The organism is Nonomuraea phyllanthi (assembly GCF_006334985.2).
Taxonomy (GTDB): domain Bacteria; phylum Actinomycetota; class Actinomycetes; order Streptosporangiales; family Streptosporangiaceae; genus Nonomuraea; species Nonomuraea phyllanthi.
On record NZ_VDLX02000008.1, the window covers coordinates 124,673 to 149,683 of the forward strand.

Sequence of the window (25,011 nt, forward strand, 5' to 3'; positions counted from 1 at the left end):
CATGGGGTGATCGCGGCGATCGTGAGCGGGACCCTGATCATGACCGGCTGCGCACCGCGAGGAGCCGCCGCGCCCCAGCCCGCGCCGAACGCGAAAGCGGGCACGTCACAGCCGGCGGAGGGCGACGCGCTTCAGGAGAGCGACGCGCCGGACGAGGGTGACGCGCCCGAGGAGGGCGCCGCGGAGGGTGGCTCGCCGTCGGCGACCGCCTCCGACGGCGACAATCTCAAGGCCTGCGCCGACGGCCGGTGCGAGGTGCGAGCCGGTGCGGGCGCGAAGCTGCCCGTGCCACGCAAGATGGGTGTCGCGTCGATACGGGTCCGCTCGGTCGAGCCCGACACCGTCACCATCGTCGGCCGCTACATCGGCAACTCCAGCAGCGGCACCTGCGACGGCAGCATGTGCGAGTCGTCCAGCTCGAACGGCGAGTTCAAGGTCTCCATGGGCCCCGACAGCACCGCCACGCAGAACGGCCTGAGCATCACGGTGGTGACCGTCGAGGACGGGCACGCGGTGCTGCGCCTGGCCCCGGCCTGAGCCGCTCCCGCCGCTCGCCGCCGTCCTCCGCGACCGCGGGTGACGGCGGCCGGTCCGCCACCGGCGGGACCTCCACCGGACGCACCTCCACCGGACGCACCTCCACCGCGGCGAACCGGGCGTCGGGGATGCCCGCCGCGATCTCCGCCGCCCGCTCCGGGCGGTCGCAGTCCACCAGCAGGTAGCCGGCCAGCTGCTCCTTGGCCTCCACGAACGGGCCGTCCGTGGTGGCCGTGATCCCGTCGCGCACCCTGACGGTCCTGGCGTGCGCCGGATCGCCCAGCGCCCGGCCTTCGAGCAGCTCGCCCGACTCGGTGATCTCCTCGTGCAGGGCCGTCGCCCGCGCGGTCAGCGTCTCGCGCTCCTCCTCCGGCAGGGCCAGGAACCGCGGATCGCGCAGGAACAGCGGGTGCTCCCAGTTCAGCGGGTTGCCGTAGATCAGCAGCAGGTACTTCATCCCTGCGTCCTTCCCGAGGGACCGGCGACGCCGATGACGTTGCCCTCGGGGTCGGCGAACCGGCCGACCGCGAAGTCGCCGCCCGACTCCGGCTCCGGGCCCATCAGCCGCCGGCCGCCGAGGCTCTCCGCCTTCCGCAGCGCGGCCTCGACGTCCGGGACGCCCACGTAGAACAGGACCTGCGGCCGGTGTCCCCGGCCGCCGCCGATCCCGCCGTTGATGCCGGTCCCCTCGCCCGTCGTGCTTCCGTCCACGAAGCCGTACGTGCCCGGCTGCGACACCTTCTCACTGCTCGCGTCGCCCACGCCGAACTCCCAGCCGAACAGCTCGCCGTAGTAGTCGCGCAGCTTCGCGGGCCCGGCTCCGATGATCTCGAAGTGCACCACCGGCATTCCCATGATCGCTCCTCTCACGGCGCCGGCGGCCCGGCGCCCGGTCGGCGGACCCGGACGGGCCCCCACCCGGAGGTCGGAGCGGGCGGCCCGGCCTCGACACGCTCAGGAGATCGGGATGTCCGGCACCGTGCCCAGCTGATCCGCCTCCAGCGTGATCGACGTCGCCGAGTCGGCGGGGGCGGGGAAGTAGACGTAGCTCCTGTTGACCTCGCCCTGGTCAAGGACGAGTACGAAGTTCTCCACGAACTCGGTGTACATCTTCAGCGGGTGATACCGCGCCTTGGTGGCCGGGTCGACCAGCGTGAACGTGCCGTAGTCCGAGCCCGAGGAGAACGGCTGCGACCCGCCCATGAACGGGGCCGGGATCGGGATGAAGATCTGCGGGCTCTCCAGCACGACGTCGAAGACCGCGACCAGGTAGGCGCCGTCGCGGTAGAACGGGTGCACGTCCACCCGCAGCCGGTCGTTGAAGCGTTGCCAGCTCAGCGAGCCCACCACCGGTCCCGGGTCCGGCCGGAAGGGGGCGGGCTCGCGCACGGACCCGCGTACCTTGTCCGCCGACGGCCTCGTCGTGGTGGTCGCGCCGGGCCGGTCCTGCTTGATCTGGTAGGAGATCTCGACGCGCCGGTTGCGGGCGCGGCCCTCGGGGTCGTCGCTGCCGTCCTGCTTGGTGTTGGGGGCGATCGGCTCGCTCTCGCCCTTGCCGGTGGCCTTGTAGACGTACGTGTCGCCGAGCTTGCCCGCGAGGTACGCGCGCACCGCCTCGGCCCGCTTCACCGAGAGCGTCTGGTTGTAGCCGGGCTCGCCCTTGCCGTCGGTGTGACCTTCGATGACGATGGGCGGCTTGTCCGGGTCGGCCCGCTCCCGCGTCTCCTGGGCCACCTGGTCGAGCACGGTGGCGGCCTTGTCCGTCAGGTTCGCCTTGTCGAAGCGGAAGAGCACGTCCGTGCGGAGCCCGATCGTCTCCTGGGTGCCGTTCTGCTCCGTCGTACGCTCCGGCGTCTCGACCAGCTCGTGCACGTCGGAGATCCCGGACCAGATCGTGCCGCCCGGCGGCACGACCGGCCACTGGTAGGCCGACCCCGGAGCGGGCGTCGCCGTGCCGTCGCGCTCCCTGGCCACGGGCGGCCGCCCGCCCCCGGTGACCGGGACGCCGGTGAACGGGGCGATGGCGAGGTCCGGCACGATCGAGACCTGCCGGACCTGCGGCGGCAGCGGCGGGAAGTACACCTCCACGGGGTAGTGGACGCCGGGCAGGAACCGGTCGGGTAACTTCGGCGCGCCCGCAAGGGCGTGACGGGTCCCGAACGCCAGACCCTCGGCGTCGTTCTCCCGCAGCGTGAAGTAGACCTTCCTGCCGACCGGGTCGAACAGCCGGAACCTGCCGAAGCTCACGCTCTGCGAGGGCAGCCCGTCGTAGCCGAAGTCGCCGCCCGCGTCGCCGTCCTTGGTGGTCGTGATGTCCATCCTGAGCACGGTGAGGTCGCTGTGCCGTTCGAGGGACTCGACCTTCACCGTGAACGGGTCGGAGGAGTGCAGCCCGACCAGGCCCTCCCGTACGAGGCCCGTCGCGGAAGGGACGGGAGCCGGGGAGGCCGTGGGCTTCTCCGAGGGCGTCGCCGCGGGCTTCCGCGAAGGCTTCTCCGGCGGCTGTGCGGACGCCTGGCACCCGCAGAGCAGCGTGGCCGTGAGAAGGAGAGCCGTCGTTCGGGTTGCACGCATCGGCACGTCTCCGCAAGACGATGAAAAGATCGGTCAGTTCGCGGAGTTAGATGCGGGATGCGGCGTTCTTGTTCACGGGCTTGTCCGCGCGGGCTTGTTCGTGCGGGCTTGTTCGTGCGGGGCTTGCTCGCCCGGGGGAGGGCACGGCCGCCGCCCGGCGATCGTGCCCTCCATCCGCGAGCCAGGTCCGTGCCCGTCTACTGGGGCATGAGGACCTTGTCCACGACGTACAGCGTGGCGTTCTTCGTCGGCACGCCGCCGCAGACGATCTTGGCGCCGTTGATCGTGAGATTCTCGCCGGAGCCCTTCACGGTCAGGTCACTGCCCTCCATGGTGGTGAGCGTCGCGCCCTGCAGCTGGTCCGGCGTCTTCTTGCCCTCCACCACGTGGTAGGAGATCGCCTTCTCCAGCAACTTCTTGTCGGACATGACCTTGTCCCTGGTCTCCTTCGGGATCGCCTCGAACGCCTTGTTGTTCGGCGCGAACACCGTGATGTCCTCGGCGGAGTTCAGCTTCTCCTCCAGCCCGGCCTTCTTCACCGCGTCCGACAGCATGGAGAGCTCGGGCACCTGGGAGAGCGCGGTGCCGACCGGCTGGTCCTTGATGCCGGCCAGGCTGCTCTGCAGCGTGGCGCAGCCAGGCCCGATCGGGGCCGCGGTGGCACCCGGCGAGGCCTCGGGCGGCGAGGCCTCGGGCATGGTGTCGTCCGGCGATGGCGACTCCTCCGGCATGGTCGAGGTGTCTTCAGGTGACGGTGAGCTCTCCGGCGCGGGCGTCCACACGGCTGCGTCGGCGGCGGTACCGGCGGTGCTGGCGGTCAGCGCCAGCGCCGCCGCGAGAAGCACTCGTTTCACTGTGATCCCCCCGATTTCGGTGAGCCGCGGCGGGCGCACCCGCTGCGGCGCGAATCGGCCCCGGGCTCGCGCGCCGGGTCCTTCTCCAGTCTCTGCCGCCGTGGAGAACACAGGAGTTACATTTCGCCTAAGAAGACACAAAAGCCATATACCACAACTTTTGCCCGCTAACTGGTGTCGCGGAGTCAGAAACGCGACACGCCACTTGTGGGCGGCTCAACATGGCCGGTTGAGTCCGTTACAAGCGGGCCGTGCGAGAACGTCCTCATCGCACTTCACAGCTGAGGGGGAGAGATGTCCCGGCACGACCTGATCATCACCGGCGGCCACCTGATCACCATGGATCCCGCGGTGCCCGACGGCCCGGCGAGCGTCGCCGTACGCGGCGGCCGCATCGCCGACGTCCTGCCCGCCGGCAGCGAGCTCCCTCCGGCCGCGGAGGTCGTCGACGCCGCCGGCGCCGTCGTCCTGCCCGGCCTCGTCGACACGCACCGCCACACCTGGCAGTCGGCGACCAGGCACATCGGACTCGACTGGAGCCTGATGGACTACCTCGGGGCCGCGTTCATGCGCCTCGGCCCCGTCCTGCGCCCGTCCGACGTGCACGCGGCCACGCTGCTCGGCGCGCTGGGCGCGCTCGACTCCGGCATCACCACGCTCGTCGACTGGGCCCACATCCAGAACAGCCCCGAGCACTCCGACGCCTCCGTCGCCGCGCTGCGGGAGAGCGGGATCAGGGGCGTGTTCGCGTACGGCTGGCCGCAGATCGACCCCCTGCGGTGGGTCGGCGACAGCGACGAGCCGCTGCCCGGCGACATCCACCGGGTACGGGCGGCGCTGCCGGACGACGGCGCGCGCGTGACGATGGCGCTGGCCGCGCGCGGCCCCGAGATGTCCGCCGCGACCGCCGTACGGCGCGACCTGGAGCTCGCCCGCTCGCTCGGCCTGCGCACCACCATGCACCTCAGCGACGCCGGCAGCATCACCCGGCTGCACGAGCTCGGGCTGCTCGACGAGACGATCACCCTCGTGCACGCCGGCGGCTGCGCCGACGACGAGCTGAAGCTCGCGGCCGACCTGGGCGTGACCGCCAGCGTGTCACCGCTGATCGAGATGACCATGCCCGGCATGGCCGCGCCCGCGACCGGGCGGCTGAAGGCGGCCGGGGTGGTGACCGGGCTCAGCGTCGACACCGAGATCGCCACGTCCGGCGACCTGTGGAGCCAGATGCGCGCCGCCCTCGCCCAGCACCGGCGCTCCGGGCACCCGGAGCCGCTCACGGCGCGGGACCTGCTCGCCATGGCCACCACGGGCGGCGCGACCGCCGCGGGCCTGGACGACCGGATCGGCGCCATCACGCCGGGCAGGCGCGCCGACCTCATCGTGGTGGCCGCCGACACCGCCGCCCTGGCGCCGGTGATCGACCCGGTGGCCGGCACGGTGCTGGGCGCCCACCCGGGGCTGGTCCGCACGGTCCTGGTGGACGGGCAGGTCGTCAAGCGGGACGGCGCGCTCGTGGGGCCCGTACGGCAGGCGATGGACGCGGCCCGCGACACCGTGGACCACCTGCGCCGCACCGCTCCGGAGATCTTCTCCGCCTGACGCCTGGGGCCCTTCCTGCACCTGGGAAGACATCGCGGTGGCGGGCACCGCAGATCACCCCCGGGTGAAACGGCGTCGCGCGTGGCACAATCCCCGCATGGCGGTGATGTTCCGCGTTCTTGGCCCTTTCTCGGTATTCGTCGGCGAAACCCCGATCGACGTCGGCGGGCCGCGGCCCCGGCTGCTGCTGGCCCGCCTCCTCGTCGCCCGCGGGGCCACCGTCTCCGTGGACGCGATCCTCGACGGCCTCTACGACGGCCGGCCGCCACCGCGCGCCCTGGGAACGCTCCACAGCTACATCTCCAACCTGCGCCGCCTCCTCGAACCCGGGCGCGCGCCCCGCACCCCCTCGGCCATGCTGATCAACCGGCCGCCCGGGTACGCGCTCGGCCCCCACTGGCTGGACGCCGAGGAGTTCGTCCGGCTGTCCGGCGAGGGACGCCACGAGGAGGCGCTGCGGCTGTGGCGCGGGACGCCGTACGAGGAGTTCGCGGACGTGCCGTGGTTACGGCCGGAGATCGAGCGGCTGGAGCAGGCCCACCTGGCCGCCCGAGAGCAGCGCCTCGCCGCCATGGAGCCCGCGCCGGGCGTGGCGGGGGAGCTGGAGGCGCTGGCCAGGGCGTACCCGCTGCGCGAAAGCCTGTGGCAGGCACTGGCCCGCACCCTGTACGGGCTCGGACGCCAGGCGGACGCCCTGGACGCCCTGCGCACGGCCCGCCGCCACCTGGCCGAGGAACTGGGCCTGGACCCGGGCCCGGGGCTCCGGCAGCTGGAGGCGATGATCCTCACGCAGGACCCCGCCCTCACCCGCCCCCTCCCGCCCGGCTCCCCGGACGATGCGGGAACGCCGCGCGCTCCCGGGACACCAGGCGATGCGGAGACGCCGGGAGATCCGGGGACGCCGGGTGATCCGGGGACACGGCCGCAGATCGGGACGCGGCGTGACGCGGAGATGCGGCGTGATGCGGGAACACGGCCGGAGGTCGGGACGCCGCGCGACGCCGGAGCGGTCCAAGACGGCGAGCTGCCGTGGGACGGCCCGGCGATCCGACACGGCGAGCTGCCGTTGAGCGGTGCGGCGATTCGGGCCGGCGATGCGAGCAGCGATGGCGCGGTGCCACGGGAGGGCGCGGCCCGCCGAAGTGGCGAAGCGGGCCGGGACGGTGTGGCACCGCAGGAGGGCGCGGCGGGCAGGGACGGCGATGCGGGCCGGGACGGCGGGGTGTCGTGGGACGGCGGGACGGTCCAGGGCGGCGGGGCGATGGCGCGGCTCGTGGTGGGCCGGGCGGCGCAGCTCGATCGGCTGGCGGAGGTGGCCGCCGACGTCGGCGCCGGCCGCACCCGGATGGCGGTCATCTCCGGCGAGCCGGGCATCGGCAAGACTTGGCTGGCGGAGGAGTTCGCGCGCGGGCTCGCGGCTCACGGGTGGTTCGTGGCGTGGGGCCACTGTCATGAAATGTCCGGCGCACCACCCTTGTGGCCGTGGCGCGAGATCGTCCGGGAACTGGCCGCGCACGTCCCCCCGGACACCGAAACGCTCGGCCTCCTCGCCGACGACCCACCCGCCACCCGCCCCAGCGACGGCGGCACATCATCCGCCGCCTGGCCGGATGGCGGCGGTCCACCATCCGGCACCTGGCCGGGCAGCGGCGATAGACCATCCTCCGCCTGGCCGGGCATCGGCGGTGCACCATCCGATGCCCGGCCAGGTGGCGGCGGTCCACCATCCGATGCCGGGCCAGGTGGCGGCGGTCGCGGGTCGGGTGTCGGTGTGCGTGGCGGCATCGATCCGGTCGCCGGGAGCCGTGGGGGTGAGGCGGGGGAGGCCAGGTTCCGGCTGCATCGGGCGGTGGCCGGGTATTTCGCCGCCGTGGCGGCCACCCGCCCCCTGCTGGTGCTCCTCGACGACCTCCAGTGGGCGGACGCGGCCTCGCTGGGGCTGCTCGCCGACCTCGCCAGGCTGCAGCGCGGCCGGGTGGCCGTGGTCATCACCGTACGGTCGGGCGAGGGACCGCCCGCCATGTACGACGCGCTCGGCATGGTCGGGCGCGGCCACGCGCTGCGGCTGCCGCTGGCCGGGCTGGACGCCGCCTCGGTTGCGCAGCTGTCCGGCCTGGACCTCGAACGGGCCGGCGCGCTGGCCGAGCGTACGGGAGGCAACCCGCTGTTCGTCCGTGAGACCCTGCGGCTGGCCGAGGACGAAGGGCTGCCCAGGGCGCTCAGCACGGTGCCCGAAGGGCTCGCGGACGTGCTGAGGCAGCGGATCAGGCGGCTGCCCGAGGCGCATCGCACCGTGCTGGAGGCGGCCGCCGTGGCGGGTGACGCGCGCGACCCGCTGCTTCTCGCCGAGGCGATCGCCGCCGTCGCGCCCCGGCCGCCGGCGGGGGAGGCGCTCACCGCCTCCTGGGCGGAGGGAGCCGGCCGGCAGGGGGAGGATGCGGTGGCGGTGTCCACCCGGAGGGATGCGGACGCAGGACAGGGGGCGGTTGCGGACACGGAGCAGGCGGTGGTTGCGGCTGCGCGGCAGGTCGAGGACGCCGTGGCGGCCGCGCGCGAGGCGCGGTTGCTCGGCGACGGCCACGCGTTCGCCCACGACCTGATCAGGGAGACGTGCTACGCCGACCTGCCCGCCGGCCGCCGGGCCGAGCTGCACCTGGCCGTCCTGCACGGCCTCGGCCGCCGTCCCGCCGCCGACGTGACCGCGATGGCCGCGCACGCCCTGGCCGCCGGGCCCGCCGGCGCGGCGCGGGCCGTGGAGCTGTGCGCGGCGGCGGCCGGGCAGGCGGCGGGCCGGCACGCCTACGACGACGCGGTGACGTGGTGGCGGCGGGCGGCCGACGCGCACGGCCGGCTGCCCGGCGCCGACCCGGCGCGGCACGTGGAGCTGCTGCTCGGCCAGGTGCGCGCCCGGCTGGACGCGGGTGACGGGTTCGGGGCGCGGGCGACCCGCAACGAGGCGGTGCTCGCCGCCGGCCGTACCGGGGACGACACCCTGGTCGCGCGGGCGCTGACCAGCCTCGACGCGCCGGGCCTGTGGAAGTTCTACGCGTACGGGGACATGGAGGTGCAGGCGGTCGAGCGGATCGAGAGCCTGCTGGAACGGCTGCCCGAGGGCGACTCGGAGCTGCGCTGCCGCCTGCTGGGCTGCCTCGGCGCGGAACGGTACGACGGCTCGGCGGACCCGCGCTGCGACAGCGCGACCGAGGAGGCGCTGGCGATGGCCCGCCGCCTGGTGGACGCGGGAGCCGGGGGCAAGCGGCTGCTGGCCGTCGCGCTCAACGCCCGCTACCTGGGCGTCCAGCTGCCCGAGCGGATGCGCGAGCTCGACGCGATCGGGGAGGAGCTGGTGGGGCTGGGGCTGACCGGGTTCGAGCTGCTGGGGTGGCTGATCCGGGAGCGGACGCGGCTGGAGCTGTACGACGTGCGCGGCGCGGACGAGGCGGCGCACCGGGCCGGGCGGCTCGTCGAGCGGCTGGACCTGCCCTGGCCGCGCTTCCAGCACCTCATCTACTCAGGCGCCCGGCGGCTGGTGGACGGCGACCGGGCGGGCGCGGAGGAGGCGTACACGGCCGCGGCCGAGGCGGGCGAGCGGCTGAACCTGTGGTACACGCACGCGGCGCTGGCCTCGGCGCTGGTGGCCGCGCACCTCCACGACGGGCGGCCGGTCGAGGACGAGGAGCTGGTCGAGCGGTTCTCGCCGTACCCGGCGCACCGGCAGGCCGTACGGGTCATGTCGGCGTACTACGCGGGGGACACGGAGACGCCGGCGAGGATCCGGCGGGAGGGCTGGCACCCGCTGCCGCGCGACTTCGGCGAGCTGCCCGCGCTCTGCTTCAGCGGCCTCGCCAGGCGGGCGGCAGGGGACCTGGAGGGCAGCCGGCACGTGTACGGGCGGCTGCTGCCGTACGAGGACCGCCTGGCGATCGGCGCCGGCTCGTTCCCCGCCGGGCCGGTCGGTTACTACCTCGGCCTGCTCGCCGAGGACCCCGCGACCCGCCGCGCCCACCTCGACGCGGCCGCGGAACGCTGCGAGCGGGCCGGGCTGACCTGGTGGGCCAGGCGCATCACAAGTGCTCGTTGAGTGGCGCTGAAGAGGGCGGGGCCATCGTGGGCACATGACGACGAACACCGAACACCTCACCGGCCCCGACCTCACCCTCTTCCTGGCCTTCCACCGCGGCCTGCGCCGCGACTTCGGCCGCCTCGCCGACGCGCTCGACCGCTGCCCCGCCGGTGACGAGGCCCGCCGCGCGCTCATCGACGAGCACACCGCCATGCAACTGCGGGCGCTGCACCACCACCACGCCGACGAGGACGTCAACATCTGGCCCCTGCTCCGCTCCCGGGTCCCCGAGGCCACCGAGGTGCTGGACCGGCTGGAGTCCGACCACCAGGAGATCGACGCCGTGATCGAGCGCCTGACCGGCCCCCGCCGCCCGGCCGCGGACCAGGCCGCGGACCTGCGCAGGCTGCACGACCTGCTGAACGCGCACCTCGACCTGGAGGAGTCCCGCGTGGTGCCGCTGATCCGCGCGCACGTCTCGCCCGAGTGGTGGGAGGAGGCGGGCAAGGCGGTCAGCAAGAGCCACGGGCGCGACCTGCCCATGGTCGCCGCGTGGACCCTGGACGCCGCGACCGAGGAGCAGCGGGCCCACGTCTTCGCCACCGCGCCGCTGCTGCTGCGGGTGCTGTACCGGCTGGCCTGGCGGCGGGCGTACGAGCGCCGCGTCGCCCAGGTCTTCGGCTGACGGACCTCGGAATCAGGCCGGCTACCGGCCCAGGGCGTCGATGACGCCGGCGAGGTGGGCGTGCGCGGCGGCCTGGGCCGCCTCCGGGTCACGGGCGCGGATGGCCTCGATCAGCGCCAGGTGCTCGCCGAGCGACCGCTGCGGCCGCCCGGGACGCAGAGCCAGCTGGAACCGGTGCCGTACCAGCTGGGCGTTGAGCCGCTCCAGCAGCTCCACCGCAGGCCGCTGCCCGGAGATGTCGCGGATGCGGGCGTGCAGCTCGTGGTTGATCGTCGAGTACGTCAGCGGCTCCCCGGCCGCCACGGCCTCCGCCATCGCCTCGCCCAAGGCCGCCAGCTCGGCCAGCTGCGCGTCGGTGGCCCGCGCCGCCGCCTTGGCGGCGCACAGCCCTTCGAGCACCATCCGGCACTCGGTGATGGCGATCGCCTCCTCACCGCTGGCCGGGCCGTCGTCGTACGGCATCGCACGCCCTCCTCCGTCACTGCCTGACGAAGCCAAGCTAGTGGCAACCAGATTGTGCACAATTTTGTGCGCCTCCGGTGGAGGAGCCGGCCCGCTGGTGGAGCGCCCGCCCGGCACCCCACGGCCACGCTCAGCGGCGAGGGCGTGGCGGGCTCCGGTGACGGCGTCCCGCGAACCGTCCGGAGCCCGCCGTCATCCCCGTGCCCCGCCGGGGATCTAGCAGCGGGGCGCCACGGCGTCGATCCTGCCGCCGAAGTCGTTCTTGTAGACCCTGCGGTAGTCGCCGTCGCGGACCACGCGCGTCTCCTTGCGGTCGGGCACGTGGATCCAGTTGATGAAGCAGCCGGCGGCGTCCGCCTGGAAGGAGCCCACGTTGTCGTGCAGGGCCGGCGGCACGTCCACGTAGCCGTTGCCCGGGTTCCAGCACCACGACGCGCCGGTGTAGTCGCGGCCGCTCCAGAGGCAGATGTCGCCGGCCCTGGCGGCGGACGGCGTCGCCGCCAGGGCCGGTGTGGCGCACGCCAGGACGGCGAGCCCGACCGCGCCGGTGAGGGTGGCGAGCCGCATGCCGCGTGTCGTCGATCTCATCGAGAGTCTCTCCTCGTGTACGTGCCGCCCGGCCCGTTCCGGGCGGCTCGCATCACAGGATGTAACAGCACGGACACTCAGCGCTTCCGCCGGCCGGTGACAAGATCTGGACCGGGGGTGGGGAAGAACTGGCGGCCACGTCATAGCGGGGCACCCGGCGGCGCGGCACGCGCGGGCGCGACGTCAGCGGTCGAGGGGGGCGGGCAAGGGGGCGGTTGAGACGGCGGAGGAGTGGAAAGCACACGACTATGAGGCTGGACGACGCCCATGTCCTGGTCACCGGGGCCTCCTCGGGGATCGGGGCGGCCACCGCGCGGGCTCTGGCGGGCACCGGGGCCCGGCTGACGCTGGCCGGGCGCGACCGCGAGCGCCTGGCGGCCGTGTCCGCCGCCACCGGCGGGCGCGTGCTGGTGTGCGACGTCACCACGCAGGCCGCCGACCTGGCGTCGCGCGCGGGCCACGTGGACGTCCTGGTGAACAACGCGGGCGTGGGCTGGGCCGGGCCGTTCGTGGACATGCCGGACGGCAGCGCCGAGCAGGTGCTGGCCGTCAACCTGGCCGCGCCGATCGCGCTCACGCGGCTGCTGCTGCCGGGCATGGTGGCGGCGGGCCGCGGGCACGTGGTGTTCGTCGCCTCGATCGCGGGGGCGGTGGGCGTGGCGCGGGAGGCCGTCTACTCGGCCAGCAAGGCCGGGCTGCTGGCCTTCGCCGAGGGCCTGCGCCACGAACTGCACGCCGTGCCGGGCGTCGGCGTGTCCGTGCTGCTGCCGGGCGTGGTGGACACCCCCTTCTTCGTACGGCGCGGCGCCCCGTACACCCGGGGCTGGCCCGCGCCGATCGCGCCGGAGCGGGTGGCGCGGGCCATCGTGGCGTCGATCCGGCACGGCCGGCCGGAGTCGTTCGTGCCGGGCTGGCTCAGGCTCCCGGCCCGGCTGCGCGGCGCGGCCCCCGGCCCGTTCCGCCGCCTCGCCCGCCGCTTCGGCTGACCGGGGAGAGGCTGAGCGAGGTGGCCTAGGCGCTTCTGATGGCCCGCAACGACTCCTTCAGGGAGCCGAGCGTGGCCAGCACGGCGGTCGGCTCGTACCCGCAGTGCGCCATGCAGTTGTCGCACCGCGGGTCGCGCCCCCGGCCGTAGGCCGACCAGTCGGTGTCCTCGATCAGCTCCCGGTAGGTCTGCGCGTACCCGTCGGACATCAGGTAGCACGGCCGCTGCCACCCGAACAGCGAGTACGACGGGATGGCCCACGCCGTGCACGGCAGCTCGACCCGCCCCTCCAGGAAGTCGAGGAACAGCGGCGAGTGGTTGAAGCGCCAGCGCCGCCGCCGCCCGCCGGAGAAGGCCTCGCGGAACAGCGCCCGCGTCTCCCGGACGCCCATGAACTGGTCCTGCACCGGCGCCTTCTCGTAGGCGTAGGCGGGAGAGATCATCATCTGGTCGACGGCCAGGTCGTCGTTGAGGTAGTCGAGCACCTCGATGACGGTCTGCGGGCTGTCGGTGGAGAAGAACGTGGTGTTGGTCGTCACCCGGAAGCCGCGCCGCCGGCACTCGCGCACGGCGGCCACCGCGTCGTCGAAGACGCCCTCCTTGCACACGGACGCGTCGTGGCGCTCGCGCACGCCGTCGATGTGCACGGTCCAGGCGAAGAACCGCGAGGGCTCGAACTCGTCGATCTTCTTCGGGATCAGCAGCGCGTTCGTGCAGAGGAAGACGTACTTCTTCATCTCGATGAGGCGGCGGACCAGCTCGCCGATCTGCGGGTGCATGAGCGGCTCGCCGCCGGCGATCGACACCATGGGCGCGCCGCACTCCTCGATGGCGGCGACGGCCTGCTCCACGGGCATGCGCCGCTTCAGCACGTCGGCGGGATGCTGGATCTTGCCGCACCCGGCGCACTTGAGATTGCAGGCGAACAACGGCTCCAGCTCCACCAGCAGCGGGAACTTCGACCGTCCCCGGAGCCGCTGGCCGAGGATGTAGCCGCCGATGCGCAGGCTTTGCCGCAGCGGAATCGTCATGACAGCGCTTCCTTGGGTAGCGAGAACTGCACGGTCTCTCGGGCGATCACCCGCTCCTCGACGTGCACCTCGCCGAGCCCGCGCAGCGCGGCGACGATGTCGTCGACGAGCGCGGGCGGCGCGGAGGCGCCGGCGGTGAGCCCGACGGTACGGGCGCCGGCGAGCCAGTCGAGGGCGATGCCGCCCCGGTCGTCCACCAGGTGGGCGGGCGCGTGATGGGCGGCCACCTCCACCAGGCGCTGGGAGTTGGAGGAGTTGGCGGAGCCCACGACGACGACCACGTCGGACTCCTCGGCGATCGCGCGCACCGCCTGCTGGCGGTTGGTCGTCGCGTAGCAGATGTCGTTGCGCCGCGGCCCCCGTGCCTCGGGGAAGCGGTCCCGGATCGCGGCGGCGATCCCCGCCGCCTCGTCCTCCGCGAGCGTGGTCTGCATGAGGTACGACACCGGCCGGTCCGGCGGCAGCGCCGCCACGTCCTCGACGGTCTGGACGAGCACGCCCGAATCGCCGGCCTCGCCCAGCGTGCCCTCGGCCTCCTCGTGCCCGGCGTGCCCGATGAGCAGCACCAGCCGCCCCTCGGAGGCGAACCGGCGGGCCTCGGCGTGCACCTTGGAGACCAGCGGGCACGTGGCGTCGACCACCCGCAGGTCGCGGCGGGCCGCCTCCTCGCGCACCTCCGGAGCCACGCCGTGCGCGGAGAAGATGGCCACCGCCCCGGCGGGCACCTCGTCGAGCTCGTCGACGAACACCGCGCCCCGCCGGTTCAGGTCCTCCACCACGTGCAGGTTGTGCACGATCTGCTTGCGCACGTAGACGGGCGGGCCGTACCGCTCGAGCGCGAGCTCCACGATCTCGATGGCACGTTCCACCCCCGCGCAGAAGGAGCGCGGGGCGGCGAGCAGCACGGTGCGCGGCCCGGTGGCCGCCGACCAGCGGGTCAGGACGGGGCCGAGCAGGGCGAGCGTGCGGCGGGCCGCCATGCCCCGGGCGAGCGTCCCCGGGCTGAGCAGCGGCGCCCGCGGCGTGTCCACGATGACGCGCACGGCGGCCAGCGGCCGTCCCTCGGCGGCGCGGGCCAGCGGCCCGGTCTCCATGTCCACGGCGTACGCGCCCTCGGCGGCCAGGCGGCGGCGTTCGGCGCCCATGACGACGTGGCCGGAGGTGACCAGCGGCCCCACCCTGACCGGCAGCCCGGCCCTGGCCAGTTCGCCCGCGAGCAGCGGGGCGGAGGGGCACGGATGCACCCGTCCCCTGAACCGGACCTCGCTCGCCACCAGCACGTCGCCCGGGCGCAGGCTCTCGTGGACGGCGCCGCCGAAGCCGACCACGGCCACCGCCTCGCGCCCGCCCAGCCGGGCGGCCGCGCGGCCGGCCCGGCGGAGGCCTAGCCCGGTCGCGATCACCCTGGTGCCGAGGTGGGGAGACGGCAGGCCGCGCCTGATGGCCCGGACCTCGACCCCGAGCGCGGCGCAGATCAGCAGGCCCGTCATGGCGCCTCCGGACCGGCCGGGGTCCCGTCGCGGCGCAGGTAGCGGCCGAGCGCGCTGATCGGGAAGACCAGCCGGTAGAGGTGGTAGTTGATGTAGAAGTCGCCGGGGAAGCCGGTGCCGGTGAAGTACGGCTCGTCCCAGGTGCCGTCCGGCCGCTGGTTGCCGACCAGCCAGCGCACCCCGCGCTCCACCGCCTGGGAGCGCTCGCCGGCGGCGAGCAGGGCCAGCAGGGCCCAGGCGGTCTGCGAGGGCGTCGAGGCGCCCCGGCCGATCCAGGACGGGTCGCGGTAGGAGCGCAGGTCCTCGCCCCAGCCGCCGTCGTCGTTCTGGTGGTGTTCGAGCCAGGCCACGGCCCGGCGCACGGAGGAGTGCCACGGGCGCACCCCCGCCGCGACGAGGGCGGGCACCACGGCGCCGGTGCCGTACACGTGGTTGGCGCCCCAGCGGCCGAACCACGAGCCGTCCCGCTCCTGCGCCCTGAGCAGCCAGACCACGCCCCTGCGCAGGGCGAGGGAGTGCGGCCGCTCCTTGGCCAGGGCCTCGACGACGTGCGCGGTGACATCGGCGGACGGCGGGTCGATGACCGCGCCGAAGTCGCAGAAGGGCAGCTTGGTGATGAGCGCGCGGTCGTTGTCGGCGTCGAAGGCGGCGAAGCCGCCGTCGCGGGAGGCCATCCCGGTCATCCAGCGCACGCCGCGCTCGACCGCCGGGCGGATGCCGGTGCGGTCCAGGCGGCGCAGCGCGAGCACCACCTCGGCGGTGTCGTCGGTGTCGGGGTAGCCGTCGTTGTCGAACTCGAACGCCCACCCGCCGGGCGCCAGGGCGGGCCTGCGCACCGCCCAGTCGCCGGCCCTGGTGATCTCCTCGCGCAGCAGCCAGTCGGCGGCCCCGGTGACGGCCGGGTGGTCGGCGGGCGTGCCGGCGTCGAGCAGCGCGTTGACCGCCAGCGCCGTGTCCCAGACCGGGGACTGGCACGCCTCCAGCCGCCGGCCCTTCTCGTCGCGGATCGTGAACCGGTCGAGCCCGCCGATCGCCTTGCGCATCACGGGATGGTCGTGGTGGTAGCCGGCCAGGTGCAGCGCGATCACGGAGTACACCCACGGCGGCTGGATGCCGCCCCACGAGCCGTCCGCCTCCTGGCGCGCGACGATCCACTCCACGGCGCGGCGCACGGCGGCCCGCCGCAGCCCCCGCGCCGGGCGCCGCTCGTAGCGGTGCAGCACCTTGTCCAGCGCGCCGAACGCCGCCTCCCAGCCCCCTCGCCGTGCCCGCTCAGGCCGCAGCCCGGTGCGCAGCTCCGGCAGCCGGAAGGGCAGCGGGCGCACCGGCCGGTACGCCGTCACGACGGTCAGCGGCACGATCGTCTGCCTGGCCCAGCAGGCCCAGTCATAGACGTTGAACGGGAACCACGACGGAAGGTAGATCATCTCGGGCGGCATGACCGGCAGGTCCCGCCACTCCCACTCGCCGAACAGCGCCAGCCAGATCCGGGTGAACACCCGGCTCGCCTCGATGCCGCCCAGGTCACGCACCTGCCGGGCGGCGGCGCGCATGTGCTCGGCGTCGGGCGGGTCGCCCGCGAGCCGCAGCGCGGCGTACGCCTCGATCGTGGTGGACAGGTCGGCCGGCCCGCCGTGGAAGTTGGCCCACGTGCCGTCGGCCCGCTGCTCCGAGCGGATCCACCGGGCGGCCTCGGCCGTGTCCTCCTCGGTGCGGATGCCGACGAACTCCCGCAGCAGCAGGTCCTCGGCGTCCATGGTGACGTTCGTCTGCAGCTCGCCCTTCCACCAGCCCTCGGCGGAGCGCAGGCCGATCAGGTGGTCGCAGGCGGCCTGAAGGGCCTGCTCTGCGCCGGTGATCGGGCCGGTGATCGGGCCGGTGAGTGTGCCGGGCGTCCCGAGGGCGTCCGGCGTCTCGCGGATGGCCGGCGTCTCGCCGGTGGTCGGTGTCCCGAGGGTGGTCATGTCAGTGGTCCCTGGATGCGAGGAAGCGGGCGATGTGCAGGAATTCGTCGCGCACGTCAGGGGGCAGGTCGGCGTTCGCGAGGTGCCGGGTGGCCGCGTCGAGGCGCCGGGCGGCCTCCCGCTCGGCCCAGGCCCGGCCGCCGGCCTCCTCGATGAGGCGGGCGGCGTCGTGCAGGTCGGCCTCGGCCAGCGGCTCCGGCCGGGCCAGCAGCCCGGCCAGGCGGTGCCCGGCCGGCGTCCCGCCGGTGAGCGCGGCGACCACGGGCAGGCTCTTCTTGCGGGTACGCAGGTCCGACAGCACCGGCTTGCCGGTCTGCTCGGCCCTGCCCCAGATGCCGAGCAGGTCGTCGGCCAGCTGGAAGGCCAGGCCCGCCTCGGTGCCGAACCCGGTCAGCGCCTCGGTGAGCGCGGCCGGCCCCCCGGCGGCCGTGACGCCGATCGAGCAGGCGCAGGCCAGCAGCGAGGCCGTCTTGTGCCGCGACATGAGCAGGCACTCGTCGAGCGTCACGTCGCCGCGGTCCTGGAACTCCAGATCGAGGGCCTGGCCGGCGACGAGCGAGAGGGTGGCGCGGTTGAGCGCGCGCGCCGCCTCGACGTGGCCCTGGGTCCCCTGTTCGAGCAGGAGGTCCCCGGCCACGGTGAGCAGGGCGTTGCCGCACAGGATGGCCGCCGAGCGGCCGAACACGGTCCAGGCGGCGGGACGGTGGCGGCGTACCGGGTCGTCATCCATGACGTCGTCGTGCAGCAGCGAGAAGGCGTGCACCAGCTCCACCGCGGCGGCGGCCGGCAGGCACCCGTCGAGGCCGGCGCCCGCGGCGCGCCCGGACAGCACCGCGAGCGTGGGCCGCAGCGCCTTGCCGCCGGCGGCGGCGGGCCGGCCCGCCTCGTCGACCCAGCCGAAGTGGTAGCGGGCGACGCGCGCGGCGCGCGCGTCCAGGCGGTCGACGGCCTCGCGGAGCACCGGCTCGACGAGTTCTCGGGCGGCCTCGGCGGGTGGCAGGGTGAGCGTCATGACACGGTCTCCTGGTGTCGGATGTGCTGCCTGACCAGGCGCGCGGCGTGGAGCCCGCTGCGTACGGCCCCCTCCATGGTGTCCGGCCAGCCGGTGTCGGTCCAGGCGCCGGCCAGGTAGAGGCCGGGCCATCGGGTGGCGCTCGGCGGGCGGAGCGCTCCGCTGCCGGGGGCCTGCAGGAAGGTGGCGCGCCGTTCCCTGGTGACGAAGAAGTCGGTCAGGCGGGCCCGGCGCGCGGCCGGGAACACCTCGTGCAGCGCGGGGACGAACACCTCGCGCAGGTCCGCGGTCGGCCGGTCGATCCAGCCGCCGGCGTCGGACACCGACACCGCGAGGTACTGTCCCCGGCGCAGCCCGGCGACGCGGGTCTTGTCGAAGACCCACTGCACCGGCGAGCCGGTGACGGCGACGAACGGCAGGCGCATGACCGGCCGGTCGTAGACCGCGTGGACGTTGATGATCGGGCTGGCGTCCAGGGCGCCCCAGCGGTCCCGGCCGGGCGCCGCCGGCGCGGGAACCAGCCTGGCCGCCTGCTCGTGCCGGGTGGCCACGATGACCGCCGAGGCCGGGACCTTGGCACCGTCCACGACGAGGACCGGGCCCGGCTCGATGGCGGTGACCTTGGCCGACAGGCGTACCGTGCCGCCGAGCCTGCCGATGGCGGCGCGGGCGGCGCCGTCGTGCAGCTCGCCGAGCGGGACCCGGGGGATGCCCAGGTCCGCGGCGTCCGGCCGGCCGAGCAGCGCGGTCTTGAAGACCTTCACCGCCGGGCCGAGCGAGGCCTGCTCGGCGCCCGTGTTCAGGGCCGCCACGGTCAGCAGCTCCCACAGCGCCTCTCGTACCGGGGCCTCCTGGCCGTGCGCCGCCAGCCAGCTGCCGAACGTCATCGTGTCGAGGACGGGATCCGCCGGGTCGAGCCTGCGCAGCGCCATCGAGCCGCGCAGCGCCTGGAACCGCTCGGCCGGCCCGAGCAGGCGGTAGCCGGCGAGCGCGGGCACGAAGTGCAGCGGCCCCGGCAGCGCGGCGCGCCGCAGCCGCCCCGACCGGCCCGCCGTGCCGAGCACCCGCACGTCGAACCGGCTCTGCAGGTCCACCAGCCCGGCGCCGCCGAGCCGGTCGAGCAGCCCCCGGTACGCCGTGCAGCAGCGCAGGAACACGTGCTGGCCGTTGTCCACGGTCAGGCCGTCGCGGCGGAAGGAGTAGGTGGCGCCGCCCAGTCTCGGACGGGCCTCGTACAGCGTCACGGGGCAGCCGGCCTCGGCGAGCGCGACGGCCGCGGAGATGCCGGCCAGGCCGCCGCCGATCACCGCCACCGGAGCGGGGTCCGAGGTCACCATGTGCGCCCTGCCGCGGGCACCGGCCGCCCTCTCATGCCGACGGGAGCCGCTGGAGACCGGCACCGGGCCACCTCATGGTCATGAGGACGCGCGCCCACGCCGCGAGCAGGCGGGCGCGCCGCGGCCGGACGGTACGGGCGAGGACGTCGTAGCGGGCGCCGCGCAGCGCGGCCAGGGTCGCGTGGCCGCCCGCGACGTAACCGGCGACCGCCGTACGGGCGAAGCCGGACAGCGAGGAGACGATCGTCTGCCCCTCGGCCAGCAGCCTGCCCGCCCGCGCGGCCTGCAGGGCGACCACCCGGCGCAGCCTCGGGGACGTGGCCGCCGCGCTTAGGTCGTCGAGCGGGCAGCCGGCCCGCCGCAGATCCTCGCCCGGCAGGTAGACGCGCCCGCGCCGGTAGTCCTCTCCGACGTCCTGGCAGTGCTCGATCACCTGCAGCGCCGAGCACACCCGGTCGGACAGGGCCAGCCGGGGGCCGCTCACCTCCCCGAACACGTACAGGACGAGGTGGCCGACCGGGTTGGCCGACAGCTCGCAGTAGCCGAGCAGGTCGTCGAACGTCTCGTAGCGGGTGACCGTCTGGTCGCGCCGGTTGGCCTCGACGAGCCGGTGGAACGGCTCGGCCGGGATGCCGCACTCGCGCACAGTGCGGGCCAGCGCGCGGATCGGCGCCAGCTTCGGGGCCTGCCCGGCGTACAGCCGGACCAGGTCGGCCTCGATGTCGGCCAGCAACCTCAGCCGGTCGCCCGGCTCGTCGTCGCCGGCGTCGTCCACCGAGCGCGCGAAGCCGTACACGGCCATGAGGTGGTCGCGGTGGCGGCGCGGCAGCAGCCGCGAGGCCACCGGGAAGTTCTCCCGGCGCGCCTTTTCCGCCAGCTCTCGCGAATGGCCTCTCTCTGACTGCACGACAGGAAAGTTATCCGCGACCGGACATGACAAACATGACCGCATTGGTTCCATATTGTGTTGCCCCGGAATTGCCGCGCGATTGGCCCGGAATTTACCGGGCGGCGCCGTTGCCCGCGGGCGTGGAAATCGGCGTTTGAATACGCCGGTAAAAGGGCAGCCCAATATCTGAACTCTCCCCGCTGATATGCGTGGCGCCCGCCACGCCGTGGTCGCGCAGCGGTCCGACCCACAGGCCCATGAGCCGGCAGTGGCCCACGAGCGCGGGGAGGGCGTCGAGCGCCGGTCGCCAGGAGCCTGGGACGGAGACGTGGTCGGAGTCATGGAGCAGGACGGTCGCCCCGCCGCGCAGTCCGGCGGTGACGGTGGCCAGCACCGAGTCCGGCGTGGCCGTCTCCTCCCAGTCCCTGCCCCAGTCGGTCCACAGCACCGGGCGCAGCCCGCGCAGGCGGGCGGCGACCAGCGCCTCAAGGCTGAGGGCGCCGTACGGCGGGCGGTACCACGCCGGGCGGACCCCGGCGACCTGCTCCACCAGGTCGGCGGCGCGGCCGAGCTCGGCCGCCACCCGTCCGGGCGGGGCGAGCAGCGCGTTGCCGTGCCGCCACCCGTGCACGGCCAGCTCGTGACCCTCGGCCACGATGCGCCGGCCCAGCGGCTGGTGGCGTTCGAGCAGCTCGCCGAGGACGAAGAACGTCGCGTGGCAGCGCAGCCGCGCCAGCTCGTCGAGGAAGCGCGGGGTGGAACCGGGATGCGGGCCGTCGTCGAACGTGATCGCCACGTGGCCGGGGTGGCCCACCCCGGCCAGGCCGGGCAGCCGCCGCCGCACCCGCGGCAGCCAGGTCGCGGCCGGTCCCGCGTGCAGCAGCGCCAGGCCGGCCAGGCCGAGCGGCAGGGTGCGGAGTCTCATCGTGCTACCTCCCCGGGCGGCCGGCCATGACGGGCCGGGACGACGCGGACCGTTGCGAGGCGGGCTCTTGCGACGCGGACCGTGACGCGGGCCGTGACGCGAGCCGTTGTGACGCGGGCAGGCCGCGGCGGGTGCTCATCCTCACCGCGGCGATGGGCACCGGCCACGACGGCGTCGCGGCCGAGCTGGCCGCGCGGCTGGCCGCCGAGAACGCGGACGTAGAGATCATCGATGTCCTCCGGCTCTTCCCGCTCAGGCTGGGACCGGCGCTGCGGCGCTGGTATCACTGGATGATCCTGCGGGCCCCCTGGCTCTACGAACTCATCTACCAGGTCTTCTTCCTCGGCAAACGGACATCGGGCACATCATCGGGCACATCATCGGGCACTTCACCAGGCACTTCGCCGGCCGCGTCGTCGAGCACGTCACCGCTCACGATGCTCGCCGTGCCCCGCCTGCGCCGGCTCGTCGAGGCCCGCCCGCCCGACGAGGTGGTCTCCACCTTCCACCTGGCCGCGCAGATCACCGGGCGGCTGCGCGAGCGGGGCGGCCTGGCCTGCCCCAGCACGGTCCTGGTCATGGACTTCTCGGTGCACCGGCTCTGGCTGCACGGCGGCAACGACCGCTACCTGTGCCCGAACCCCGACATCATCGGCCACATCGCCGCTCGGACGCACCGGCCCGCGCTCCGCTGCGCCCCCGTCGTCCGCCCGGACTTCGCGCGCGCGACGGCCGATCCGGGACGCGTGGCGGGCAGGCTCGGCGTGGACCCCGGCGACCGGCTCGTCCTGGTGTCGGGCGGGTCCTGGGGCGTCGGCGAGATCGTCGCGACCGCCCGCGCCGTGGCCGCCACGGGCCGGTACACGCCGCTCGTCCTGTGCGGGAACAACGCCGTGCTGCGGCGCCGCCTCGACGAGGCCGGGGTGGGGCCCGCGCTCGGCTGGCGCGACGACCTGCCCGAGCTCATGGCCTCCGCCCACGCCCTGGTCGACAACGGCTCGGGCCTGACCTGCCAGGAGGCGTTCGCCGCCGGGCTGCCGGTGGTCGTCCACCGGCCGATCCCCGGGCACGGCCGTGACGGGGCGCGGGCCATGGCCGCGCTCGGCGCGAGCCTGCACACCGGCAGCGAGCCGGAGCTGCTGGAGGCGCTGGACCTGCTCGACGACCCCAGGGCCCGCAAGCGCCAGACCGACCGGGCCTCCGCGCTGTTCTACTCGATGCCCGTCCAGGCGGGTCTCATCTCGAGTCCGGGGGGATCAGGCTCTGCGCCTGGATGAGCGGCGAGCGGTTCAGCTCGATGAGGCCGTAGACCATGAGGCCGACGCCCACCACCTCCAGCACCACCCAGGAGCCGGTACGGATCGGCTCCCCGAACATCAGCGCCCCGTACAGGATCCCGGCCATCGGGTCGCTCATGGTCAGCGCCGGCTGGGCGACGACCAGGGTCCCGCTGTGCAGGGCGTTCTGCAGGAGGAACACGGCGCACAGCCCAGCGGCGACCATGCCGTACAGCGGCCAGGTCACGAAGAGCTGGCCCGGGTCCTGCTGGAAGATCATCGTGGTCTTCTTGATGAGCGTGGCGGTGAAGGCGAAGCTGATGCCGGCGGCGATGCCCAGGAGGGCGGGGCGGGCGGCGGTGGCGGTGGTCAGGGCCGCCACCGCGACGAGCGCGCCGACCGTGCCCGCTGTCGCGGCCGTGGCGACGATCCACTCGGCGGTCGCGGGCGTCCACCGGCCCGGCCCCGGAGCCGCCGCCGCCAGGAACAGCGCCAGGCCCCCCGTCAACGAGCAGATCGCGATCCAGGCCTTCCTGTCCAGGCTCGCGTTGAACGCGATGGACAGGATGATCATGGTGAGCGGCAGCTCGATCACCAGGGCGGGCTGGACCAGCGCGATGCCGCCGATGGACAGGGCGGCGGCCTGGAAGATGAACCCGCCGATCAGCGCCCCGATGCCCCAGAGCCACACCGGGTTGCGGATCAGCGCCCAGAACAGGCCCAGGCGGAACTCCAGGTCCGGCGAGGCGGACAGCGACGCGCGCCGCTGCAGGACCGACGACGCGGCGTTGCACGCGGCGGCGAAGAACGCCAGGATCCCGGCGCCGATCAACGGAGCGCCCGCCTCTCCGGTGTACGGTGCTCGCGCCGGGCAGGAGTGCGCGCCAGGTCCACGGCCCTACCGGCCTCTCCCGCGCCCGGCCTGGGCGAGGGCCCCCACCGCCACCATGGTCTTCTCCCTCGTGGTCAGCGACAGCCGCGCCGCCAGCGCCCCCGCCGGGTCGGCGCTGATGCGGTCGAGCAGGCGCCGGTAGATCAGGGCCATGGTCGCGGTGCAGGCGGCGCTGCGCGGGTCGAGCATGGGCAGCAGCCGCGTGCCGGTGGCGAACCAGCCCCGGGCGCGATCGGCCTCGAAACGCACGAGCGCGGCCAGCCGGTCCGGCGGGTCGGCGAAGCGCCCGCGCTCGTCGATCACCAGCGTGCAGCCGAACCGCCGCAGGTCGCGTTCGGGCAGGTAGACCCGGCCGGCAAGGCGGTCCTCGCGCAGGTCGCGCAGGATGTTGGTGATCTGCAGGGCGACGCCGAGCGCGTCGGCGAGCGGGGTGGCCGCCCTGACGTCCGCGGTCCCGAACACGCCGAGCGAGAGCCGCCCGATGGAGCCCGCCACGCACTTGCAGTAGCCGAGCAGGTCCTCGAAGGTCCGGTACGTCGTGCCGTGCACGTCGGCCGTGCACCCGTCGATGAGGTCGGCGAAGGCCTCGATCGGGATCGGGTAGCGGTGGGTGGCGTCGCGGAGCGCGACCAGCACGGGGTCGTGCGGCGCCGGGGCGGTCACGTCGAGCGTGGCGCGCAGCGCCGACAGCCGGGCCTGGCGCTGACCGGCCGGGGCGTTCCCGTCGGCGATGTCGTCGATCCTGCGGGCCAGGGCGTAGATGGCGCTGAGCGCCCGGCGTTTGGGGGCGGGCAACAGTCGCAGGCCGTACGAGAAGTTGCGGGCCTGGGTCCGCATGATCTGCTCGCAGAGCCGGTAGGCGTCATCGACGCCCACCGGCCCGGTTTCGTCCCGCGAGGAGGTGTTACCGGGTCGCCGCCGCAGGCGCGGGGTGCGGATGAGCATCATGGCCGCGGCGGCCGTTGGTGTGATTTCCCCCATGACATGATTGATGGCTGTCCGTTATGTCATGGCGATAAACCCGGGTAACCGCCTGATGGCACATTGTCAGGCGTCGCTGTGTGAACAATTTACGTACCGCTGAATGACGGGCGGTCCGCGATAAAAGCGCTTTACTCAATTGCCCGCGGCCGTCCGGCCGAACCCCTGAATCGGCCGGGAATTCCTGGCGCCGCGGGCTCACGGGTCCTCGGCCCGCGCGCGGGACGGCGGCGCCTTCGGCGGCCTTTGCCGCGGGCACGGGAGTGAGGCGTACGCGAGCGGCCGCACACCGGCGAGCAGGAGAACCTGTCCGATCCATGCCTCTATGACGGAAGAGGAAGGCGGTGGAGGCTCTGTGTCTGACATCTCGTCCCCCTTGACAACTCATCGGGGGGAGTCGTGACAACACGGATGGTAGCAATCGGTTACCGGGCATCGGCACACTGGCCCCCGGGTGGCGGCCGCCGCGAAGCTTTACCCCGGCACGGGTTACCGCATCGGGTGGAGGGCAGCGGACCGCGAGTTCCGATCGAAGGAGCGACACCATGGTCGCCACGCGCATCGCGCCCGCGCACCGGCAGCAGATCGAGCTGCCCGTGCTCGGCAAAGTCACCAAGCCGGAGCCCCAGTGCGTCGCCTACTACGTGGTCCTGGCCGCCCTGGGCGTCCTGGAGATCGTGGAGTGGCCCATCTTGGGCATCGTGGGGATCGGCCACCTGCTGGCAGGCCAGCACCGGTTCCTGATCCTTCAGGAGGTCGGAGAGGCCGCCGAGGTGGCCTGAGCGTCCAAACTCTGTCCAACTTTCCCTGATATCTGGTTCTTTGTCCCTTTTGGGGGCAGCCGATCGGGCGGGAAAGGAGCA

The 25,011-nt window shown here is 74.1% G+C and carries 22 protein-coding genes; 7 read left to right on the forward strand and 15 right to left on the reverse strand.

The window, feature by feature from the left end; translation table 11 throughout:
* Positions 1–6 precede the first annotated feature (6 nt).
* Complete coding sequence (locus tag FH608_RS22240) at positions 7–537, forward strand: hypothetical protein (protein WP_139632511.1); 531 nt, start codon at positions 7–9, stop codon at positions 535–537.
* On the opposite strand, the gene FH608_RS22245 is transcribed toward FH608_RS22240, so the two are convergent.
* From FH608_RS22245 to FH608_RS22260, 4 genes are all read right to left on the reverse strand, one after another.
* On the reverse strand, positions 482–994 hold the full coding sequence (locus FH608_RS22245; RefSeq protein WP_139632512.1) for a YciI family protein: 513 nt from the start codon (positions 992–994) through the stop codon (positions 482–484). The two genes, FH608_RS22240 and FH608_RS22245, sit on opposite strands and share 56 nt — an antisense overlap.
* Positions 991–1,392, reverse strand: a complete 402-nt coding sequence (locus tag FH608_RS22250) for a VOC family protein (protein WP_139632513.1) — start codon at positions 1,390–1,392, stop codon at positions 991–993. Before FH608_RS22250 ends, FH608_RS22245 begins: the two co-directional genes overlap by 4 nt.
* Positions 1,393–1,491: 99 nt before the next feature.
* Positions 1,492–3,111 (reverse strand): OmpA family protein, encoded by a 1,620-nt coding sequence (locus FH608_RS22255; protein ID WP_139632514.1) that lies wholly within the window; start codon positions 3,109–3,111, stop codon positions 1,492–1,494.
* Positions 3,112–3,308: 197 nt separating this feature from the next.
* Positions 3,309–3,965, reverse strand: a complete 657-nt coding sequence (locus FH608_RS22260; RefSeq protein ID WP_226899771.1) for a fasciclin domain-containing protein — start codon at positions 3,963–3,965, stop codon at positions 3,309–3,311.
* Positions 3,966–4,259: 294 nt separating this feature from the next.
* On the opposite strand from FH608_RS22260, the gene FH608_RS22265 reads away from it, so the two are divergent.
* The 3 genes from FH608_RS22265 (at position 4,260) to FH608_RS22275 (ending at position 10,315) form a co-directional block, all read left to right on the forward strand.
* A complete protein-coding gene (locus FH608_RS22265) occupies positions 4,260–5,567 on the forward strand; it encodes an amidohydrolase family protein (RefSeq protein ID WP_139632515.1) in 1,308 nt (435 codons plus the stop codon).
* Positions 5,568–5,664: 97 nt separating this feature from the next.
* Complete coding sequence (locus tag FH608_RS22270) at positions 5,665–9,648, forward strand: BTAD domain-containing putative transcriptional regulator (RefSeq protein WP_139632516.1); 3,984 nt, start codon at positions 5,665–5,667, stop codon at positions 9,646–9,648.
* A gap of 34 nt (positions 9,649–9,682) precedes the next feature.
* Positions 9,683–10,315 (forward strand): hemerythrin domain-containing protein, encoded by a 633-nt coding sequence (locus FH608_RS22275; RefSeq protein WP_139632517.1) that lies wholly within the window; start codon positions 9,683–9,685, stop codon positions 10,313–10,315.
* A gap of 21 nt (positions 10,316–10,336) precedes the next feature.
* On the opposite strand, the gene FH608_RS22280 is transcribed toward FH608_RS22275, so the two are convergent.
* The gene (locus FH608_RS22280) at positions 10,337–10,777 is read right to left on the reverse strand and encodes a GntR family transcriptional regulator (protein ID WP_226899772.1); all 441 of its coding nucleotides are present in this window, start codon (positions 10,775–10,777) and stop codon (positions 10,337–10,339) included.
* Between the two features lie 216 nt (positions 10,778–10,993).
* A complete protein-coding gene (locus FH608_RS22285) occupies positions 10,994–11,365 on the reverse strand; it encodes a peptidase inhibitor family I36 protein (protein WP_226899773.1) in 372 nt (123 codons plus the stop codon).
* Positions 11,366–11,613: 248 nt separating this feature from the next.
* Between FH608_RS22285 and FH608_RS22290 the strand changes: the two genes are divergently transcribed.
* Positions 11,614–12,351, forward strand: coding sequence for an SDR family NAD(P)-dependent oxidoreductase (locus FH608_RS22290; protein WP_139632518.1), 738 nt, complete (start codon positions 11,614–11,616; stop codon positions 12,349–12,351).
* A 25-nt stretch (positions 12,352–12,376) separates the two neighbouring features.
* Here the strand turns inward: FH608_RS22290 and hpnH are convergent, their stop codons facing one another.
* The 7 genes from hpnH to FH608_RS22325 form a co-directional block, all read right to left on the reverse strand.
* Complete coding sequence (gene hpnH / locus FH608_RS22295; RefSeq protein WP_139632519.1) at positions 12,377–13,381, reverse strand: adenosyl-hopene transferase HpnH; 1,005 nt, start codon at positions 13,379–13,381, stop codon at positions 12,377–12,379.
* Positions 13,378–14,871 carry a 4-hydroxy-3-methylbut-2-enyl diphosphate reductase gene (gene ispH, locus FH608_RS22300; protein WP_139632520.1) on the reverse strand — a complete coding sequence of 498 codons (1,494 nt, stop codon included), beginning with the start codon at positions 14,869–14,871 and terminating at the stop codon, positions 13,378–13,380. Before ispH ends, hpnH begins: the two co-directional genes overlap by 4 nt.
* A complete protein-coding gene (gene shc, locus FH608_RS22305; RefSeq protein ID WP_139632521.1) occupies positions 14,868–16,835 on the reverse strand; it encodes a squalene--hopene cyclase in 1,968 nt (655 codons plus the stop codon). The genes ispH and shc overlap by 4 nt, the downstream gene beginning before the upstream one ends.
* A gap of 1 nt (position 16,836) precedes the next feature.
* Positions 16,837–17,847: a polyprenyl synthetase family protein gene (locus tag FH608_RS22310; RefSeq protein ID WP_139632522.1), complete on the reverse strand. Its 1,011-nt coding sequence runs from the start codon at positions 17,845–17,847 to the stop codon at positions 16,837–16,839.
* Positions 17,844–19,184, reverse strand: a complete 1,341-nt coding sequence (hpnE, locus tag FH608_RS22315) for a hydroxysqualene dehydroxylase HpnE (protein ID WP_139632523.1) — start codon at positions 19,182–19,184, stop codon at positions 17,844–17,846. The genes FH608_RS22310 and hpnE overlap by 4 nt, the downstream gene beginning before the upstream one ends.
* Positions 19,185–19,215: 31 nt before the next feature.
* On the reverse strand, positions 19,216–20,091 hold the full coding sequence (gene hpnC, locus FH608_RS22320) for a squalene synthase HpnC (RefSeq protein WP_226899774.1): 876 nt from the start codon (positions 20,089–20,091) through the stop codon (positions 19,216–19,218).
* A 94-nt stretch (positions 20,092–20,185) separates the two neighbouring features.
* Positions 20,186–20,998 carry a polysaccharide deacetylase family protein gene (locus FH608_RS22325; protein WP_139632525.1) on the reverse strand — a complete coding sequence of 271 codons (813 nt, stop codon included), beginning with the start codon at positions 20,996–20,998 and terminating at the stop codon, positions 20,186–20,188.
* Between the two features lie 131 nt (positions 20,999–21,129).
* On the opposite strand from FH608_RS22325, the gene FH608_RS22330 reads away from it, so the two are divergent.
* Entirely contained in the window at positions 21,130–22,275 is a 1,146-nt protein-coding gene (locus tag FH608_RS22330) for an MGDG synthase family glycosyltransferase (RefSeq protein WP_226899775.1), read from the forward strand.
* On the opposite strand, the gene FH608_RS22335 is transcribed toward FH608_RS22330, so the two are convergent.
* Both FH608_RS22335 and FH608_RS22340 read right to left on the reverse strand, forming a co-directional pair.
* Positions 22,235–23,107: a DMT family transporter gene (locus FH608_RS22335; protein WP_139632527.1), complete on the reverse strand. Its 873-nt coding sequence runs from the start codon at positions 23,105–23,107 to the stop codon at positions 22,235–22,237. The two genes, FH608_RS22330 and FH608_RS22335, sit on opposite strands and share 41 nt — an antisense overlap.
* A 66-nt stretch (positions 23,108–23,173) precedes the next feature.
* Complete coding sequence (locus FH608_RS22340) at positions 23,174–24,148, reverse strand: phytoene/squalene synthase family protein (protein ID WP_226899776.1); 975 nt, start codon at positions 24,146–24,148, stop codon at positions 23,174–23,176.
* A 545-nt stretch (positions 24,149–24,693) separates the two neighbouring features.
* Between FH608_RS22340 and FH608_RS22345 the strand changes: the two genes are divergently transcribed.
* On the forward strand, positions 24,694–24,930 hold the full coding sequence (locus tag FH608_RS22345; RefSeq protein ID WP_139632528.1) for a hypothetical protein: 237 nt from the start codon (positions 24,694–24,696) through the stop codon (positions 24,928–24,930).
* Positions 24,931–25,011: the final 81 nt, after the last annotated feature.

Excerpts from the sequence above, each read along its gene's own strand:
- FH608_RS22265 (WP_139632515.1), top strand. The coding sequence starts at position 4,260 with ATGTCCCGGCACGACCTGATCATCACCGGCGGCCACCTGATCACCATG.
- hpnH (WP_139632519.1), bottom strand. The coding sequence starts at position 13,381 with ATGACGATTCCGCTGCGGCAAAGCCTGCGCATCGGCGGCTACATCCTC.
- hpnE (WP_139632523.1), bottom strand. The coding sequence starts at position 19,184 with ATGGTGACCTCGGACCCCGCTCCGGTGGCGGTGATCGGCGGCGGCCTG.
- FH608_RS22280 (WP_226899772.1), bottom strand. The coding sequence starts at position 10,777 with ATGCCGTACGACGACGGCCCGGCCAGCGGTGAGGAGGCGATCGCCATC.
- FH608_RS22245 (WP_139632512.1), bottom strand. The coding sequence starts at position 994 with ATGAAGTACCTGCTGCTGATCTACGGCAACCCGCTGAACTGGGAGCAC.
- FH608_RS22275 (WP_139632517.1), top strand. The coding sequence starts at position 9,683 with ATGACGACGAACACCGAACACCTCACCGGCCCCGACCTCACCCTCTTC.
- FH608_RS22255 (WP_139632514.1), bottom strand. The coding sequence starts at position 3,111 with ATGCGTGCAACCCGAACGACGGCTCTCCTTCTCACGGCCACGCTGCTC.
- FH608_RS22345 (WP_139632528.1), top strand. The coding sequence starts at position 24,694 with ATGGTCGCCACGCGCATCGCGCCCGCGCACCGGCAGCAGATCGAGCTG.
- FH608_RS22270 (WP_139632516.1), top strand. The coding sequence starts at position 5,665 with ATGGCGGTGATGTTCCGCGTTCTTGGCCCTTTCTCGGTATTCGTCGGC.
- FH608_RS22250 (WP_139632513.1), bottom strand. The coding sequence starts at position 1,392 with ATGGGAATGCCGGTGGTGCACTTCGAGATCATCGGAGCCGGGCCCGCG.
- ispH (WP_139632520.1), bottom strand. The coding sequence starts at position 14,871 with ATGACGGGCCTGCTGATCTGCGCCGCGCTCGGGGTCGAGGTCCGGGCC.
- FH608_RS22325 (WP_139632525.1), bottom strand. The coding sequence starts at position 20,998 with ATGAGACTCCGCACCCTGCCGCTCGGCCTGGCCGGCCTGGCGCTGCTG.
- FH608_RS22290 (WP_139632518.1), top strand. The coding sequence starts at position 11,614 with ATGAGGCTGGACGACGCCCATGTCCTGGTCACCGGGGCCTCCTCGGGG.
- FH608_RS22340 (WP_226899776.1), bottom strand. The coding sequence starts at position 24,148 with ATGGGGGAAATCACACCAACGGCCGCCGCGGCCATGATGCTCATCCGC.
- FH608_RS22285 (WP_226899773.1), bottom strand. The coding sequence starts at position 11,365 with ATGAGATCGACGACACGCGGCATGCGGCTCGCCACCCTCACCGGCGCG.
- FH608_RS22310 (WP_139632522.1), bottom strand. The coding sequence starts at position 17,847 with ATGACGCTCACCCTGCCACCCGCCGAGGCCGCCCGAGAACTCGTCGAG.
- shc (WP_139632521.1), bottom strand. The coding sequence starts at position 16,835 with ATGACCACCCTCGGGACACCGACCACCGGCGAGACGCCGGCCATCCGC.